Origin of the sequence: Streptomyces sp. Y7 (assembly GCF_043195415.1) — a bacterium.
Taxonomy (GTDB): domain Bacteria; phylum Actinomycetota; class Actinomycetes; order Streptomycetales; family Streptomycetaceae; genus Streptomyces.
Genome location: NZ_JBIDDQ010000027.1, coordinates 1 through 16,621, shown reverse-complemented (window position 1 = coordinate 16,621; position 16,621 = coordinate 1). Strand labels below are relative to the sequence as shown.

At 71.5% G+C, this 16,621-nt stretch carries 15 protein-coding genes; 8 read left to right on the top strand and 7 right to left on the bottom strand.

Annotation, left to right across the window (positions count from 1 at the left end; genetic code table 11):
- Positions 1–3: 3 nt before the first annotated feature.
- Positions 4–705, top strand: coding sequence for a B3/4 domain-containing protein (locus ACGFW6_RS37690; protein ID WP_393520521.1), 702 nt, complete (start codon positions 4–6; stop codon positions 703–705).
- 16 nt (positions 706–721) lie between these two features.
- On the opposite strand, the gene ACGFW6_RS37685 is transcribed toward ACGFW6_RS37690, so the two are convergent.
- The 3 genes from ACGFW6_RS37685 to ACGFW6_RS37675 all read right to left on the bottom strand — a co-directional run bounded on the left by ACGFW6_RS37685 (position 722) and on the right by ACGFW6_RS37675 (position 5,090).
- On the bottom strand, positions 722–3,628 hold the full coding sequence (locus ACGFW6_RS37685; protein ID WP_393520519.1) for an NACHT domain-containing protein: 2,907 nt from the start codon (positions 3,626–3,628) through the stop codon (positions 722–724).
- A 117-nt stretch (positions 3,629–3,745) separates the two neighbouring features.
- Complete coding sequence (locus tag ACGFW6_RS37680) at positions 3,746–4,474, bottom strand: 1-acyl-sn-glycerol-3-phosphate acyltransferase (protein ID WP_030947078.1); 729 nt, start codon at positions 4,472–4,474, stop codon at positions 3,746–3,748.
- Between the two features lie 199 nt (positions 4,475–4,673).
- Positions 4,674–5,090, bottom strand: coding sequence for a DUF4395 domain-containing protein (locus ACGFW6_RS37675; RefSeq protein ID WP_393520517.1), 417 nt, complete (start codon positions 5,088–5,090; stop codon positions 4,674–4,676).
- A 77-nt stretch (positions 5,091–5,167) separates the two neighbouring features.
- On the opposite strand from ACGFW6_RS37675, the gene ACGFW6_RS37670 reads away from it, so the two are divergent.
- The 4 genes from ACGFW6_RS37670 (at position 5,168) to ACGFW6_RS37655 (ending at position 8,348) form a co-directional block, all read left to right on the top strand.
- Complete coding sequence (locus ACGFW6_RS37670) at positions 5,168–5,581, top strand: TlpA family protein disulfide reductase (RefSeq protein WP_393520515.1); 414 nt, start codon at positions 5,168–5,170, stop codon at positions 5,579–5,581.
- Positions 5,582–5,790: 209 nt separating this feature from the next.
- A complete protein-coding gene (locus tag ACGFW6_RS37665; RefSeq protein WP_393520513.1) occupies positions 5,791–6,300 on the top strand; it encodes a flavin reductase family protein in 510 nt (169 codons plus the stop codon).
- Positions 6,301–6,542: 242 nt separating this feature from the next.
- Complete coding sequence (locus ACGFW6_RS37660) at positions 6,543–7,331, top strand: electron transfer flavoprotein subunit beta/FixA family protein (protein ID WP_393520511.1); 789 nt, start codon at positions 6,543–6,545, stop codon at positions 7,329–7,331.
- Between the two features lie 54 nt (positions 7,332–7,385).
- Complete coding sequence (locus tag ACGFW6_RS37655; RefSeq protein ID WP_393520509.1) at positions 7,386–8,348, top strand: electron transfer flavoprotein subunit alpha/FixB family protein; 963 nt, start codon at positions 7,386–7,388, stop codon at positions 8,346–8,348.
- A 58-nt stretch (positions 8,349–8,406) separates the two neighbouring features.
- Here the strand turns inward: ACGFW6_RS37655 and ACGFW6_RS37650 are convergent, their stop codons facing one another.
- Positions 8,407–9,315, bottom strand: a complete 909-nt coding sequence (locus ACGFW6_RS37650; protein ID WP_393520507.1) for an endonuclease/exonuclease/phosphatase family protein — start codon at positions 9,313–9,315, stop codon at positions 8,407–8,409.
- Between the two features lie 207 nt (positions 9,316–9,522).
- Between ACGFW6_RS37650 and ACGFW6_RS37645 the strand changes: the two genes are divergently transcribed.
- Together ACGFW6_RS37645 and ACGFW6_RS37640 are read left to right on the top strand one after the other, a co-directional pair.
- Complete coding sequence (locus tag ACGFW6_RS37645; RefSeq protein ID WP_393520505.1) at positions 9,523–10,827, top strand: DUF6986 family protein; 1,305 nt, start codon at positions 9,523–9,525, stop codon at positions 10,825–10,827.
- Positions 10,828–10,921: 94 nt separating this feature from the next.
- Positions 10,922–12,949, top strand: a complete 2,028-nt coding sequence (locus tag ACGFW6_RS37640) for a protein kinase (protein ID WP_393520503.1) — start codon at positions 10,922–10,924, stop codon at positions 12,947–12,949.
- Positions 12,950–12,951: 2 nt separating this feature from the next.
- Here ACGFW6_RS37640 and ACGFW6_RS37635 read toward each other — a convergent pair whose 3' ends face one another.
- The gene (locus tag ACGFW6_RS37635; RefSeq protein ID WP_393520501.1) at positions 12,952–13,707 is read right to left on the bottom strand and encodes a hypothetical protein; all 756 of its coding nucleotides are present in this window, start codon (positions 13,705–13,707) and stop codon (positions 12,952–12,954) included.
- Positions 13,708–13,723: 16 nt separating this feature from the next.
- The gene (locus ACGFW6_RS37630; RefSeq protein ID WP_393520652.1) at positions 13,724–14,821 is read right to left on the bottom strand and encodes a LacI family DNA-binding transcriptional regulator; all 1,098 of its coding nucleotides are present in this window, start codon (positions 14,819–14,821) and stop codon (positions 13,724–13,726) included.
- Between the two features lie 187 nt (positions 14,822–15,008).
- Here ACGFW6_RS37630 and ACGFW6_RS37625 point away from each other — a divergent pair, with 187 nt between their 5' ends.
- Complete coding sequence (locus ACGFW6_RS37625) at positions 15,009–15,959, top strand: ROK family protein (RefSeq protein ID WP_393520499.1); 951 nt, start codon at positions 15,009–15,011, stop codon at positions 15,957–15,959.
- Positions 15,960–16,165: 206 nt separating this feature from the next.
- On the opposite strand, the gene ACGFW6_RS37620 is transcribed toward ACGFW6_RS37625, so the two are convergent.
- Positions 16,166–16,591, bottom strand: a complete 426-nt coding sequence (locus tag ACGFW6_RS37620) for a hypothetical protein (RefSeq protein ID WP_393520650.1) — start codon at positions 16,589–16,591, stop codon at positions 16,166–16,168.
- Positions 16,592–16,621: the final 30 nt, after the last annotated feature.

Below are 16,621 nucleotides of genomic sequence, written 5' to 3'. Positions count from 1 at the left end.
ACGATGACTCTCACGCTGACCGTGTCCGACGAGGTCCGCGCGCTCGTGCCCGGCTTCACGCACGTCGCCGTCGAGGCGCACGGGCTGGTCAACGGCCCGAGCACGGAGGCCAGTTCGGCGCTCCTCGACGACGCGGCCCGGCGCCTGGCCGTACGTCTGGCCGGGCGCGCCCCGCACGAGGACCCGCACATGGCGGCCTGGCGGGAGGCGTACACGGCGTTCGGCTCGAAACCCTCACGCACCCGCAACTCCGCCGAGGCGCTGGCCAAGCGCGCGCTGACGGAGGCGGGCCTGCCCCGGATCAACCTGCTGGTGGACGTGTACAACGCCATCAGCGTCGCCCATCTCGTCCCCGTGGGCGGCGAGGACATCGACCGCATCGAGGGTGGCATGCGCCTGGTGCGCGCCACCGGCGCGGAGGACTTCGTCACGGTGGCCGGCGGCGAGGAGGTCGTCGAGCACCCGGACGCGGGCGAGATCGTGTGGCGCGACGACGCGGGCGTCACCTGCCGCCGCTGGAACTGGCGCCAGGGCCCACGCACCCGCCTCACCGAGGAGACGGTGTCCGGCATCTTCCTGCTGGAGAGCCTCACACCGATGCCGGTGGCCGACGTCGAGAGCGCGGCGAGGGAACTCGCCGACCTGCTGGAGAAGTTCAGCCCCGGCGCACGGATCGAGGTCCGGCCACCGGTGCCGGGCGCCTGACGGCTTACCGGTCCGGTCAGGCCCGGCGTACGAAGTTCACCTCACGGCGGGCCCAGGCTCGCAGGACCTCGTGGAACGCGCCCGGGACGGGGAGATCGGGGAGATGGGCGCCGTCGCCGCCGTACCGCGCACTCACGTACGGCTCCAGCGCGGCCAAGGGGCCGAGTTCCGGGACGATCCGTTCGACGGAAGGTTCACGGCTGGCCTCGAGGGAGCCCAGAAGCATCACTGTCGCCCCGAGATAGGCCTCGGGGGTGAGGTCGGGCAGGCGCTGCCCTTGCCGCGCGGCGAGGGATTCGGCGATGGTGATCAGGAAAGCGGACACGTCGTCGGCGTGATCGGCCCAGGGCGGCTCGGGATGCCGGACGAGCCACGCGCCGACCGCGGAGCAGTCCTGCATAGTCGTCTCGAACAAGGGACGGCACCCCTCGGTCCCCAGGAGCAGCACGAACACACAGCGAGAAGCGTAGGGATACCAGGCCCCAGGCCCGAAGATTCCCATCTGCCACCCTCGCCAGAGCGAGCCGAAGTCCAGGTCGCAGCGCCGGAAGCAATCCCAGAGGTCGGTCAGGCCATGGCCGAGACAGACGTCCATCAGGCCAGTGTGATCGGGCGCGATCGCCAGGAACTCCGCGGCGTAGCGGGCGATCATCCGCTTGGAGAACTCCTCCCAGTGCGCATGGGCCGAAGAGGAAGAGTCGCCCCAGAACGCAGCCCCGGCATAGCCCGCCAGGAGCAGCGCGGCGCGGCGGCGCGCGGGGTCGCCCGAACTCACGGCCTCGGCGACGGCGTGGCTGAGTTCGTCCGTGACGATGTCGAGGCAGTCGCTGCTGCTGCGCAGCAGCGCGGCCAGCGGAGCGCTGCACTCCGTCGCCGGATCGCCGAGCATGAGGTGCTCCACTGTCGCTCGAGCAAGCCGACGCACCGTGCGAGGTGGCGGATCCACACAGGTGAGGCAGCGTGCGAGGAACGCGAGCAGGTTTCCGCGGCCGGCCAACGACCTGCGGCGACGGTCGTTGAGCAACGCGGTGAAGACGCGCGCGGCTCCCGCGTCCGTCGTGCGGTCCTTAATCTGCACCGCCAGCTGGCCCACGACGTCCCATTCCTGGCGGGTCACTCTCGGCGCCAGCCGCCGTGCCAGCACCTCCGGGGTGTCACTCGTGCTCGCGAGTTGCGCAGCGGCGAAGTACTCCAGGAAGGTGCGGTGTGTGAAGGTGTAGAGGCTCTCGCCGTGTGCGTCGGTGCCGACGTCACTGAACACCCAGGCGCGTCCTCGGCAGAACCCGACGAACTGCTGCGCCGCAGCCCTTGCGTCAGTCGGGTCCTCGAAGCCGCGTTCGTCCAGAAAGTCCATGACGCGGTCCACCAGTTCGCGCTCCGCCACGGCGGCCACCTCGCCGTGCCGCGTCAACAGCCAGAACGCGAGGTGCCGCAGGGCGGGTTCGACCAGGCGCGCCATCGACAGCTCCACGTGGATCCTGCGCCGGACGTCCCATTTGCGGAAGAGCAGGGAGGCACACTGCTCGTACACCTCGGGTCGATTGCGCGGAAGGGAACTCGTGCCGCGGTACAAGATGCACATCAGCGCCAGCATCAACGGGTTGGCGCACAGGTCTGGCAACCCGGAGCTCTCGGTGAGGAAGGACGACGTGCTGCGACGGGCGTCCTGCGGAGTTGCTTCCTCCTGCGCGAACCACTTCTCGACATACTCCCGGCTCTGCTCCGCATCGAACGGCCCGAGCTGGTAGCACTCGAAGAGACGGTCGTCGAGACGCGCCTCGTCGTACCCCACGGCGCGGGACGTCACCAGGACAGGAGTCAGGGGGTACTGGGCGCAGAAGAGCTCGACTATCTCGGTCACCTCGCGGCGCCGGGTGGTGTCGACCAGCTCGTCGAGGCCGTCGAAGACCACGACAGCCGCACCGCTCAGCAGGAGCCGGTCGACGGCACCTGGAGGTGCCGGGCACTGGTAGTACGTCTCCAGGCGGTACTCGATGTGATCGACCACCGACCGTCGGCCCTCGTCCGTGAGCGCGAACTCGCGCAGGACGACGAGGAACGGCACGCGCGCCCCGGGGTCGGAGGCATGCCGGTGCAGCAGGACCTGGCAGGCGGTCGACTTGCCGCAGCCGGGGTCACCCAGCAGGACCGTCCGGTCGAGAGCGCGCTGTAGATCCGTCAGGCCGAGCGTGCGTCCGTCGTACTGCGCCGCCCGGTTCTCGAGGAGCGCGGTGATGCCGGGGGACACATACAGATCGCCGATCGGCACGCGCCGACGTCGCTCGAAGTCGGGTGGCTCCAGGTACCCGTGGGCGAATGCGGCTTGTCGGCGATAGGCCGAGACGAACGACTGGTCCGCCGCCAGGGAACTCGAGTCCCGTAAGGACAGCGCGTGTGTGTGCCGTTCGATGGCCCCGAGGACGGCGATGACCCGAGCCGAGTAGGCCTCCTGACGGATCCGGTCGAGCAGCGTGGAGTCCGCGTCACTCAACCGCCCGACGAAACCGGCGATCTCGAGGTCGCAATGATCGAAGAATTCTTCCGCCAGGCTGCCCGCCGCCGCTTCGGGAGCGTCGAGTCCGATGTGTGTGAACGCCGGGCCCAGCGCGGCGCGAGCACAGGAGGCGTAAGCCTCGCGCAGCTTGGTGATCACGGCTTCCGGGGCGTCTGTGAGACGGGACGCCATCAGCTCGTGGAGCAGAGCCTGGCTGTCGACGTGGCGGAAGAAGTCCTGCACGACAGCGGTGGGGACACCGTCCGGCAGAGTCGGGCCGACGTCCTGGGAGGGTTCCAGCGCGTAGGTGTCGAACCATCGCAGCAGGGCCCGTTCGGAGTCTTCCCCACCTGTTGTCTCACGCCTCAGCCAGCGCGCGGTACTGACGACGGCCTCGACGATCACTCCGGCCGCGACCTCGGCAAGCACGCAGCCCGGCCCCCTTTCCCGGGCGCGGGCCCGGTACGGGGAACGTAGCCATGAGCGGGCCGTGCGTCCAGAGCACAGAAGTGTGCGGGTGTGCGGAGGCGGCGCGACGCTGGGGCGTCAGTGCGCCTCCGCCGCGCGTACCTGCTCCGGTGTGGGGGCCGTGCCGCCGAGGTGGGCCGGCATCCACCAGGTGTCGGTGGCGTCCTTGGGGCGGACGGGGTAGGCGCGCTGGGCGGCCTCCAGGAGTTCCTGGACGCGTTCGCGCAGCTGGCGGGTGATGGCGCCGGCGTACTTGTCCTTGGAGGCCTCGATCGCCTCGCCGACCCGGATGGTGATCGGGGTGTGGCTGCGCTTGAAGTTGCGCGGGTGGCCCTTGGTCCACAGGCGCTGGGTGCCCCAGACGGCCATCGGGATCAGGGGGACGCCCGCCTCCTGCGCCAGCCGGGCGGCGCCCGACTTGAAGCTCTTCAGCGTGAACGACTGCGAGATCGTGGCCTCCGGGAAGACCCCGACGATCTCGCCGGAGCGCAGCGAGTCCAGGGCGTGCGCGTACGCCGCCTCACCCTGCTCGCGGTCCACCGGGATGTGCTTCATGCCGCGCATCAGCGGACCGGAGATCCGGTGCCGGAAGACGGACTCCTTGGCCATGAAGCGCACGAGTCTCTTCTGCGGCAGTGCCGCCAGGCCGTTGAAGACGAAGTCCAGGTAGCTGATGTGGTTGCTCACCAGCACGGCGCCGCCCGAGCGCGGAATGTTCTCCGACCCCTTGCAGTCGATCTTGAGGTCCCACGCCTTGAACAGGGTCTGGGCGAAACCGACGACGGGACGGTAGACAAGCTCTGCCATGGACGGGGTGGACCCTTCCTTCTCTGCCTGGGAAGGAGGCTCCCAGAGGCTCCCGGTGGGGAAAAGTTACGCAGCCGTAGGTTTACGGCTTGTCGCAGATCGTGCCCCAAGAACGCCCGAGGGCCAAGCCCAAGTGCCGGGGAAGGGCGAGATCCTCGTCACGTCGTCCCTTGATCCACCTCGGATTTTGGCGTTGCCTTTACCCGGCGCGCACCGTCAGTCGCCGCAGGAGCAGATACATCTCGCACCCCAGGCAGTAGCCGAAGCCGGCGTTGAGGAAGGCGGCCGCGAGCGCGGCCCCGGTGGCGGCCAGTCCCAGCCAGTTGGGACCGAACGCGTAACCGACCAGCCCGAGCCCCGCGAAGACCAGTCCCACCGCCTGCGCGAACCGCGGCGGCTCCGGCGCCTCGAAGGCGGTCGGTGGCCCGATCCGGGGGCGGACGGCGGTGCGGAAGAGCCAGCCGTACGGCGAACGGCCCACCCCGCTGGCCGCGCCCAGGGCGAATGCCAGCGTCTGCCAGGCCAGCAGCCAGGCGCTCCCGGTGACCAGAACGACCGCCAGTACGACGGTCGTCACGGCCGCCCCGAAGCGCGGCCCCCTCACATCAATGTCCATGAATCAAGCATTCCGCAACGGAAAGGCTTACGGGGAGTCGGGAATCTTTGCAGTCTCGTGAACGCTTGAGCAGGGTGATGACCGGAATCGTGGTGTGCGTGGCGGTGCTCGCGGCGGCGAGCGCCTACGGAGTGCTGCAACGGCGGCGGAGCGGGAGAGTAAGGGTGCGCGGGCGCGACGACGGAAAGCGGCTCGACGCGGCCGAGTTGGGCGGAGAACTCGGCGAGCGCGCCACCCTCGTGCAGTTCTCCAGCGCCTTCTGCGCCCCCTGCCGGGCCACCCGCCGCGTCCTCGGCGAGGTCGCCGGCATGGTCCCGGGCGTGACCCACGTCGAACTCGACGCCGAGGACAATCTGGACCTCGTACGCCGGCTCGACATCCTCAAGACCCCGACCGTGCTGGTCCTCGACGCCGACGGCCACGTGGTGCGGCGGGCCACCGGACAGCCCCGCAAGGCGGACGTGATCGCCGCTCTGGGGGAGGCCGTCTGAGGGCGTGTGACCCCGAGGGTGAGTCATCTCCCACATCCCGGAACGTACTTGACTGTGCGTGCCACCTATCGTCAGCCTGACCGTATGCCTGAGGAACTCCTTCTCTTCGGACGGGCCCACGTCGATCTGGCCCGTACCGCGAGCGCGTGCTGTCCGAGCCGTTGAACGGCCATCGATCCGCACGCCACCTCTCGCAGAAGGACAACTCCATGACGGTCGTCCCCGGTCTCGAATCCCCTCGGCTCGCCTCTGCCGACCTGCTCCGCTCCGTCTTCCGGCGGCACGCCGCCGGGGTGGCCGTGATCACCGCCCGCGGTGAGTCGGGCCCGGTCGGCTTCACCGCGACGTCCCTCACCTCCGTCTCCGCCGAGCCCCCGATGCTGTCCTTCGGCATCGGCACCGGGGCCTCCAGCTGGCCGGCCATGTCCGCGACCGAGCACGTCGGGGTCCACCTGCTCGGTGAGCACCAGGAAGACCTGGCCGCCACGTTCGCCCGCAGCGGCGCCGACCGCTTCGGACCGCCCACGGCCTGGCGCGAGGGACCCGAGGGCGTCCCCCTGCTCGGCGGGGTTCCCGCCTGGATGGTGTGCCGGGTCGTGACGCGCGTGCCCGCCGGCGATCACCGCATCGTGCTGGCCGAGGTCGTGCTCGGCGACCCCGGCGGTCCGGGGCGCCCGCTGGTGTACCACCAGGGCCGGTTCACCGGGCTGCGTGACTGACCTCACGGAACGTATGTGACCGAACCCGCCTTCGGAGGTTCTGCGAAGCGATCGGTTTCCGATTACGCTGCGTTGCAAAGGTCACAGTTCAAAGCGCTTGCTTAGCGGGAACGAACTGGGTGTACTGACGAGTAATATTTCGCTCGGAGCGCGGGTCGCCCCGAACGGGATCGGCCGCTTGGGGCGCCTATGCTGCCTGCAAGTAGGCAGCAGAGAAATGTCGACGCAGTAGGAGAGCCGGCGTGAGCTTGAGGATCGTTGTCACTGTGAAGTACGTGCCCGACGCCACTGGCGACCGGCACTTCGCCGATGACCTGACCGTCGACCGGGACGACGTGGACGGTCTGCTCTCCGAGCTCGACGAGTACGCGGTCGAGCAGGCGCTGCAGATCTCCGAGAACTCCGACGACGACGTCGAGATCACCGTTCTGACGGTGGGTCCCGAGGACGCCAAGGACGCCCTGCGCAAGGCGCTGTCCATGGGTGCCGACAAGGCGATCCACGTCGAGGACGACGACCTGCACGGCACCGACGCCCTGGGCACCTCGCTGGTGCTGGCGAAGGCGATCGAGAAGGCCGGCTACGACCTGGTGATCTCCGGCATGGCCTCCACCGACGGCACCATGGGTGTCGTTCCGGCCCTGCTGGCCGAGCGCCTGGGCGTCCCGCAGGTCACCCTGCTGTCCGAGGTCTCCGTCGAGGACGGCACGGTCAAGGGCCGCCGGGACGGCGACGCCGCCTCCGAGCAGCTCGAGGCGTCCCTGCCGGCCGTCGTGTCGGTCACCGACCAGTCGGGCGAGGCGCGCTACCCGTCCTTCAAGGGCATCATGGCCGCCAAGAAGAAGCCGGTGGAGTCCTGGGACCTCTCCGACCTGGAGCTGGAGGCCGAGGAGGTCGGCCTGGAGGGTGCCTGGACCGCGGTCGAGTCCGCGACCGAGCGTCCGGCCCGCACCGCCGGCACGATCGTCAAGGACGAGGGCGAGGGCGGCAAGCAGCTCGCCGAGTACCTCGCGAGCCAGAAGTTCATCTAAGGCTCAACACCCTTACGCCCCCTCAGACTTCGCAATCCGCAGGAGAGCAATCCCATGGCTGAAGTTCTCGTCTACGTCGACCACGTGGACGGTGCCGTCCGCAAGCCCACCCTGGAGCTGCTGACCCTGGCCCGCCGCGTCGGCGAGCCGGTCGCCGTCGCGCTCGGCAACGGCGCCGGTGACACCGCCGCCACGCTCGCCGAGCACGGCGCGGCCCGGGTCCTCACCCACGAGGCCGCCGAGTACGCCGACTACCTGGTCGTCCCGAAGGTCGACGCCCTCCAGGCCGCCGTCGAGGCCGTCTCCCCGGCCGCCGTGCTGGTGCCGTCCTCCGCCGAAGGCAAGGAGATCGCCGCGCGTCTGGCGCTGCGCATCGGCTCCGGCATCATCACCGACGCCGTCGACCTCGAGGCCGGCGACGAGGGCCCGGTGGCCACCCAGTCGGTGTTCGCCGCCTCCTTCACCACCAAGTCCCGTGTCGCCAAGGGCACCCCGGTCATCACGGTCAAGCCGAACTCGGCCGCCGTGGAGGCCGCCCCGGCCGCCGGTGCGGTCGAGGCCCTCGCCGTCACCTTCTCCGCCCAGGCCACCGGCACCAAGGTGACCGCGCGCACGCCGCGTGAGTCGACCGGGCGTCCGGAGCTCACCGAGGCCGCGATCGTGGTCTCCGGTGGCCGTGGCGTCAACGGCGCGGAGAACTTCTCGATCATCGAGGCCCTCGCCGACTCCCTCGGTGCGGCCGTCGGTGCCTCGCGTGCCGCGGTGGACGCGGGCTGGTACCCGCACACCAACCAGGTCGGCCAGACCGGTAAGTCGGTCTCGCCGCAGCTGTACATCGCCTCCGGCATCTCCGGCGCGATCCAGCACCGTGCCGGTATGCAGACCTCGAAGACGATCGTGGCGATCAACAAGGACGCCGAGGCCCCGATCTTCGAGCTGGTCGACTACGGCGTCGTCGGCGACCTGTTCGACGTCGTCCCGGCCCTGACCGAGGAGATCAAGACCCGCAAGGGCTGATCCCGAACGGGCGCGTCGAGGCCCCCGTGACCGTCCTGACGGTCACGGGGGCCTCGTCTCATCCCAGGGTCAGCGTCGCCTGCACCGGCAGATGGTCGCTCGGGAACTGGCCGTCGGCGGAGAACGTGTTGATCGACGCCCGGTGCGCGGTGACTCCGGGCGTGGCGAGGATCCAGTCGATGCGGTCGCCGTTCGGCGTGAGCGGCTTGTAGCCGTGGAACGTGCCGTACAGGTCGCTGCGCTCGGCCGCGGTGTCCCAGGTGTCGGCGAGACCGGCGCCGAGCAGCGTGTCGTACACCCCGTTCCGGTGCGCGGCGACATTGAAGTCCCCGGTCACCACGACCGGCAGCGAGCGGTCGAAGCCGGCGATCCGTTCGGCGATGAGCGCCGCGCTGCGCTCGCGCGCGTACTGGCTGACGTGGTCGAAGTGGGTGTTGAGGGCGTAGAACTCCCGCCCGCCGTCGGCCAGGTCGCGGAAGCGGACCCAGGTGACCATGCGGGCGAAGGCCGCGCCCCAGGTGTTGGAGCCGATCACGTCCGGGGTGCCGGAGAGCCAGAAGTGGTCGTACTCGGTCGGGCGCAGCCGGTGGGAGTCGTAGAAGATCGCCATCGACTCGTCACGGCTTCCGTGCAGCCGGCCGGTGCCCACCCAGTCGTAGCGCGGGCCGAGGTCGGCATCGATGTCGAGGAGCTGCGAGAAGATCCCCTCCTGGGTGCCGAGGACGTGCGGGGCCTCGTGGCGCAGCAGGTCGCGCATCACCGGTCTGCGCACGGTCCAGCTGTTGGGCTCCACGGTGCTCGCGAAGCGCAGGTTGAAGGACATCACCCGGAGCTGCCGGCGAGGCGGGCGCTCGCCCGCCGAGGCGGTGGACGTGGGCAGTGCTGTACTGGAGAGGGGCGCGGTGACCGCGGCGGCCAGTGCGGCTTTCAGACCCAGGCGGCGCGTGACTCGGCTGTGGTTCGGCACTGCGTGCTCCTTCGGTGGGAACGGGCCGGACGAGTCGTGCGGGGCGTGCGTATGGAAGTGTGATACCGCGTCCTGAGATGGGCGTGAACATGGCGAGATGGTGGGGTGACTCCCCGTGGACATGGTGTTGACCATCCGGAAGGTCCCCGGATAACTTCATTCTACGGATTGTTGATTCCGTAGAGCGGAAAACAGGAGGGTGTGGGAATGGGTCAGGGCCAGCAGGAGAACGTGGCGACGAGCCTCGCGGGCGCCGTCAGCGAGGAGATCAGCGCCTCCCTCGCGCCGGTCGACGCCGAGCTGGAGCGCCGTTACCCCGGCGACCCCGGCACCCGTCAGCCCGTCCACACCGTCTATGTACCCGGCGACGTCTTCGCCGCCGACACCATCCGCTCCTGGGGCGACCAGGCACTCGCCGCCCTCGACGAACACGCCCCCGACGCCGCCTCCTTCGCCGCCGTGCTCGGCCTGTCCGACGAGCTCGCCGAACCGGTGTACTCCCGCGTGCGCGCCAAGCTGGAGCGCGAGCCCATCGAGGACCTGCGCGTCGACTTCGAGGACGGCTACGGCCCCCGTCCCGACGCCGAGGAGGACCGGACTGCCGCCCGCGCGGCCCGCCTGATCGCCGAGGCGTACGCCGACGGCACGGCGGCCCCCTACATGGGCATCCGCATGAAGTGCATGGAGGCGCCGGTGCGCGACCGGGGCATCCGCACCCTCGACATCTTCCTCACCGCCCTGATGGAGACCGGTGGCCTGCCCGACGGGCTGGTGCTGACCCTGCCCAAGGTGACCTACCCCGAGCAGGTCACCGCCATGGTGCGGCTGCTGGAGGCCTTCGAGAAGGCGCACCGGCTCGACCCCGGCCGGATCGGCTTCGAGATCCAGATCGAGACCAGCCAGTCCATCCTCGCCGCCGACGGCACCGCCGGCGTCGCCCGGATGATCCAGGCCGCCGAGGGCCGCGCCACCGGCCTGCACTACGGCACCTTCGACTACAGCGCCTGCCTCGGCGTCTCCGCCGCCTACCAGGCCAGCGACCACCCGGCCGCCGACCACGCCAAGGCGGTCATGCAGGTCGCCGCCGCCGGCACCGGCGTACGCGTCTCGGACGGCTCCACGAACGTGCTCCCGGTCGGCCCGACCGAGAAGGTCCACGACGCCTGGCGCCTGCACTACGGCCTCACCCGCCGCGCCCTGGCCCGCGCCTACTACCAGGGCTGGGACATGCACCCCGGCCACATCCCCACCCGGTACGCGGCCGTCTTCGCCTTCTATCGTGAAGGTTTCGAGCAGGCCGCGGACCGCCTCGCCCGCTACGCCAACCGGGCGGGCGGCGACGTCATGGACGAGCCCGCAACCGCGAAGGCCCTGGCCGGCTACCTGCTGCGCGGCCTGGACTGCGGCGCTCTCGACATCGGCGAGGTCGCCCGCCTGACCGGACAGACCCGTGCCGATCTGGAGGGGTTCGCGGCACCGCGACGCGGTGACCTCACGGTCTCCACCAAGTAGCGGGCCGGTCACAGCACTCCGCAGCGGCTGGTGCCGTCACCCGGGCCCCGTACTCTGTACGGACGCAACGACGGTCCACAGGAACGGGGCAACGGTGTCTTCGGGGGAGAACGGACAGGCGGACGAGACCGGCCGGCTGCTCGCGGGACGCTATCGCGTCGTCGCCCAACTCGGGCGCGGCGGCATGGGCGTGGTGTGGCGGGCCGTCGACGAGGTCCTGGGCCGCGAGGTCGCCGTCAAGGAACTGCGCACCTACTCGGACGCGGACGGACCCGAACTCGCGGATCTGCGGCTGCGCATGCAGCGCGAGGCCCGCGCGGCGGCCCGGGTCCGGCATCCCGGTGTGGTGGCCGTCCACGACGTCACCGAGGTCGACGGGCGCCCGCTGATCGTCATGGAGCTGGTCGACGGCCCCTCCCTGGAAGCCGTGTTGCGCGAGCGCGGCACGCTGGACCCGCGGGAGGCGGCCGGGATCGGCGCCAAGGTCATGGACGCGCTGGCCGCCGCCCACAAGGCCGGCGTCCTGCACCGGGACGTCAAGCCCGGCAACATCCTGCTCGAAACCTCCGGCCGGGTCGTCCTCACCGACTTCGGCATCGCCACCATGGACGACCCGGGCGACGGCTCGGCCACCCATCTGACCCGCACCGGCCACCTGGTCGGCTCCCTGGACTACCTCGCCCCCGAACGCGCCCAGGGCGCCGAACCGGGCGCGTCCTCGGACGTCTGGGCCCTCGGCGCCACGCTGTACGCGGCCGTGGAGGGCTCCGCCCCCTTCCGCCGTACGTCGACGTTCTCCACGCTCACCGCGATCGTCACCGAGGCCCTGCCGGAACCCGCCAACGCGGGCCCGCTCGGTCCCGTGCTGCAGCGGCTGATGGACAAGCGACCCGAGTCCCGGCCCGAGGCCGACGAGGCCCGCGCACTCCTCCAGGCGGTCGCGGACTCCGGCGGCGACCTGCCGACGACGGCGCTGCGCGGACCGGCGGACACCGGCCCCGGAGAGACGGAGCGCAGCGTCCCGGCGGTGCCGCCCGGCTTCGGACCCACGGCGGCGGTGAGCCCGCCCGGACAGGGATCCGGCCCGACGCCCGCCGGTCAGCCGTACGGCGCCCCGGTCGGCGACACACCGGTGCAGGGCGTGCCCGCGTCGGACCTCCCCGGGGCGCCGGTCTTCGGAGCGCCGGCACCGCCCGCGCAGGGACCGGCGACCCCCGGCCAGGGCATCGCGCCGGCCCAGGGCTTCGGTGCCGCCGGCCATCCCGGCCCCGGCGAGCCGCCCGTGCCGCCGTACGGCGCCGGACCGGGCCCCGCCGCCCCGCACCCGTACGGCTACGGGAACTCCGTCCCGCCCCAGGACCCGGACTCCACCGGCCCGATGGTCACCTCCTCCGCGACGCCCGCCCGGCGCAAGGGCCGTGCCGTGCTGGCCGCCGTGGCCGTCACCGTCGTCCTCGCGGCGGCCGGGGTCACCGTCGCCCTGGTGAACAACAAGGGCGACGCCGGGAACGAGGCACGGGACAACGCGTCCGTCGCCGCCGCGGACGGCACGTCCGCCCCCGCGAGCGGCAGCCCCGACGCCGACCGCACGGGCGACTCCGGTCTGACCGAGAAGGACAAGGACAAGAAGTCGCCCGGCGCGACCGGATCCCCGAGCCGATCCGCGGACTCCGAGCCCTCGGACCGGCCGCCCACCTCCTCCCCGACCAGGACCTCGGGCGGGGGCGGCACCAACGGCGGCACCACGGGCGGTGGTTCGGGCGACGGCGGCAGCACGGGCGGCGGAGGAACGACCGGCGGCGGGGGCACCACCGGCGGCGACGGGGGCAGCACACCGACGCCGTCCTGCTTCTCCATCGGCGGCGGCAAGTACAACTGCAAGGTCTGGAAGCAGGCCACGTCGTACACCGCCACAGGCGCCCAGGTCGGCGTCCTCAACGCGGGCACCAACTACTTCTACTGCCAGCAGAACCTGGGCCGCCGCGAGACGTACGGCGAGTGGACCAACGTCTGGTGGGCGAAGACCGACGACGACAGCGGCAACACCGGTGTCTTCGTCAGCGACGTCTACATCGAGGGCGGCAACAACGACGAACCGGTGCCCGGACTGCCGGTCTGCTGAGCTCAGACCGGCTGAGCGCGGCGGTACCCCTCCAGTCCGGAGGCCGTCACCAGCTTCTCCTCCGCGAACAGCCGGGTGCCCTGCCGGCAGCGGGCCGGGCGCCCGCGCGCCCGCGCGCAGAACTCCTCGGGAGTGACACCGAAGAGATCCCTCAACCCGGCCGACGCCAGGAGGAGTTCGGTGAGCAGCGCGCGCTGGCCGGGGTGGGTGCGCGGGGTGCTCGTGCCGTCGTGCAGGACGCCGTGGCGGTTGACGTACGCGAAGGCGCCCGGGAGCACGGTGCCGTCCGCCAGCTCGACCCGGACGTCGGGCGCGGGCAGCCAGGCGCGGCTGAAGTGGCCGTGCGGCACCGGCGCACCCTCGCTCGCGTCGATCACCGCGAGCTGCTCGGCGTCCAGCCAGGTGAGGAACAACTCCCGTACGTGTCCCGGGGCCCGGAACGGCGACGCGGACACGTACCCCATGAAGCTCACGTGCGCGGACACACCGACGTCGAGGCCGGTCACCCGAGCCTTCACCATCGGCACCGGCGAGGCGATGCCGAACTCGTCCATCTTGTGGCGCAGTTGGGCGGGACAGGCGTTGGAGCCGACCGCGAGGACGGGCGTACGGTCGTCGTGGACGAGGCGGTCCAGGGGCAGCAGCCGGTCCCCGTCGAGGAGCCCGGAGTCCGAGGGCCAGGCGCCGGGGTAGAGCAGCGGATGGTCGCGCGGCGCGTCCGCCAGGCCGAGCGTCCGGAGGCTGCGGTCGTCGTCCACGGGCCGATCGGTCCTCTCAATGCGCCGGCGGCAGTTCGCCCGAGCCGCGGGTGATCAGCCGCGTCGGCAGCTCGATGCGCTCCGGGGTGACCAGGGTGCCGTCCAGTTGGCGGAAGAGCCGCTCGGCGGCCGTGCGGCCGAGGGCCGCGGCGTCCTGGGCGACGACGGTGACGCCCGGCTGGAGCAGATCGGCGAGTTCGATGTCGTCGAAACCGACGAGGGCGACCGGTCGGGAGTGCTCGGCGAGGACCCGGATCACGGTGACCGTCACACGGTTGTTGCCCGTGAAGATCGCGGTCACGGGGGAGGGGCCGGCGAGCATCTCCTCGGCCGCCCGGCGCACCCGCTCCGGGTCGGTGACCCCGAGGGACATCCAGGAGTCCGCCACCGGTATGCCCGCGTCCTCCATCGCCGCCCGGTAGCCGCGCAGTCGCTCGGCGGCCGTGTGGATGCGGGGCATGTCGCCGATGAAGCCGATACGGCGGTGGCCGTGGGCGATGAGGTGGGCGACGCCGTCGCGGGCACCGCCCCGGTTGTCGGCCAGGACGCAGTCCGCGTCGATGTTCCCCGCCGGACGGTCGACGAACACCGTGGCCACGCCCGCCTTGAGCTCGGGCTCCAGATAGCGGTGGTCGTCACCGGCCGGAATGATCACGAGCCCGTCCACCCGGCGCGCGCACAGCGCCAGCGCCAGTTCCTGCTCGCGGTCCGGGTCCTCGGCGCTGGACCCGTTGATCAGCAGGGCCCCGTGCGCCCGGGCGACCTCCTCGACCGCGCGGCTGAGCGGACCGTAGAAGGGGTCCGCGAGATCCTCCAGGACCAGGCCGATGCTCGCCGTACGGCCCTTGCGCAGCACCCGCGCGCTGTCGTTGCGGCGAAAGCCCAGCGCGTCGATGGCCTCCTGGACGCGCCGCTCCGTCTCCGGGGTGACACCGGGCTCACCGTTGACCACGCGCGAGACGGTCTTCAGACCGACTCCGGCACGCGCGGCGACGTCCTTCATGGTGGGACGGTTGCCGTAGCGGTTCTCGGGCGCGCGGTCGGCTCGGCGGATGGTCTCGGGCACGATGCGGTGTCCTGTCCTGTCGTCGTCCACGGGGATACGGCGTTCCATGGGGATGCGTCGGTCCATGGGTTTGTATGAGGATGTGGCGTCGAGCATAGAGCCTGGACAACGTTGTCAGATCCGGGAGACACTGTCCACCGCAATCTCCGGCCTGCGTCCCCACCGCGAGACCGGCTCTTCCAGTTCCCGTGGTTGACGGGGAGTTCCGAATGGTTGACGGGGAGAACTGACACTGATGCACACCGACCTCGTGGCTGCGCTCGACATCGGCGGCACCAAGATCGCCGGAGCGCTGATGGACGGCCACGGCACGATCGTGGCCCGGGCCCAGCGCGCCACACCGGCGCGGGAGGACGGCGAGACGGTGATGCGGGCCGTCGAGGAGGTCGTCGGCGAACTCACCATGTCGCCCCTGTGGGGGCGGGCCACGGCCGTCGGGATCGGCAGCGCGGGCCCGGTGGACGCCTCCGCGGGCACCGTGAGCCCGGTGAACGTGCCCGGCTGGCGCGACTATCCCCTGGTCCGGCGAGTCCGCGAGGCGGCGCACGGCCTGCCCGTCGAACTGATCGGCGACGGGGTGGCCATCACGGCGGCGGAGCACTGGCAGGGGGCGGCACGAGGGCACGACAACGCGCTGTGCATGGTCGTCTCCACGGGCGTCGGCGGCGGTCTGGTGCTGAACGGACGGCTGCATCCCGGCCCCACGGGCAACGCGGGCCACATCGGTCACATCAGCGTCGATCTGGACGGCGATCTGTGCCCGTGCGGGTCGCGCGGCTGCGTGGAGCGCATCGCGAGCGGTCCCAACATCGCCCGGCGGGCGATCGAGAACGGCTGGCTCCCCGGGTCGGACGGCGACACGTCCGCCGCCGCCGTGGCCGCGTCCGCGCAGGCCGGTGATCCGGTCGCCGTGGCCTCCTTCGAGCGGGCCGCGCAGGCCCTGGCCGCCGGGATCGCGGCGACCGCGACCCTCGTCGAGATCGACATCGCGGTGATCGGCGGCGGAGTGGGCAAGGCGGGCGACGTCCTGTTCACACCGCTCCGCAAGGCCCTGGGCGACTACGCCACCCTGTCCTTCGTCCAGCGCCTGACGATCGTGCCGGCCCAGATGGGCACGGACGCGGGTCTGGTGGGCGCGGCGGCGGCTGCGCTGGCGCGGAAGGCGGACGCGGCGGCGGGGGTGTGAGGCCGAGGACGGAACGTTCACTCACACCCACGGCGGCTGCGGGTCCGCAGGGGCCGATCGCGCAGTTCCCCGCGCCCCTAAAAGTAGAGGGGATTGCAGCGGACCTGCCCCGTCCGTGCCCCCAGCCGTCGCGACCCTTGCGCAGTTCCCCGCGCCCCTGAAGGAAGGGGGCTGCAGTGGCCTGCGCCAAGCCGTGACCGCGGCCCTTACGACCGTTGCGCAGTTCCCCGCGCCCCTGAAAAGAGGGGGGTGTGGTGGGCCTGCGTCCGCCGTGACCGCAGCCGTCGCGACCGTCGCGCGGTTCCCCGCGCCCCCAAGAGAAGGGCGTGGTGGTGGGCCTGCGTCCGCCGTGACCGCAGCCGTCGCGACCGTTGGGCAGTTCCCCGCGCCCCCAAGAGGTGGGCCTGTGCCACGAAGTGCCCGCGGGCGCCGGCGGCGTGAGGGGGCGTGCCGGGGGGTGTCCGCCCGCAGCGGCGGGCGTCAACGCAGGGAACTCTACTGAGACACGGCAACCGCCCGACCGAGGACGGACACCCCCCGGTCGAGGCGGCCTTGGCACCGTCCGCCCAGATCTCGAAGGCGACGGTGCCGGCCGCGCCCGCCTCGTCCTCGCCCCCGACCTGCGGGGTCACCGCCTCGCACGCCCCGCCGGCGTAGTACTC

Coding starts and splice junctions, on each gene's coding strand:
- ACGFW6_RS37690 (WP_393520521.1), top strand. CDS start 4: ATGACTCTCACGCTGACCGTGTCCGACGAGGTCCGCGCGCTCGTGCCC.
- ACGFW6_RS37680 (WP_030947078.1), bottom strand. CDS start 4,474: ATGGCAGAGCTTGTCTACCGTCCCGTCGTCGGTTTCGCCCAGACCCTG.
- ACGFW6_RS37675 (WP_393520517.1), bottom strand. CDS start 5,090: ATGGACATTGATGTGAGGGGGCCGCGCTTCGGGGCGGCCGTGACGACC.
- ACGFW6_RS37670 (WP_393520515.1), top strand. CDS start 5,168: ATGACCGGAATCGTGGTGTGCGTGGCGGTGCTCGCGGCGGCGAGCGCC.
- ACGFW6_RS37665 (WP_393520513.1), top strand. CDS start 5,791: ATGACGGTCGTCCCCGGTCTCGAATCCCCTCGGCTCGCCTCTGCCGAC.
- ACGFW6_RS37655 (WP_393520509.1), top strand. CDS start 7,386: ATGGCTGAAGTTCTCGTCTACGTCGACCACGTGGACGGTGCCGTCCGC.
- ACGFW6_RS37645 (WP_393520505.1), top strand. CDS start 9,523: ATGGGTCAGGGCCAGCAGGAGAACGTGGCGACGAGCCTCGCGGGCGCC.
- ACGFW6_RS37630 (WP_393520652.1), bottom strand. CDS start 14,821: ATGGAACGCCGTATCCCCGTGGACGACGACAGGACAGGACACCGCATC.
- ACGFW6_RS37625 (WP_393520499.1), top strand. CDS start 15,009: ATGCACACCGACCTCGTGGCTGCGCTCGACATCGGCGGCACCAAGATC.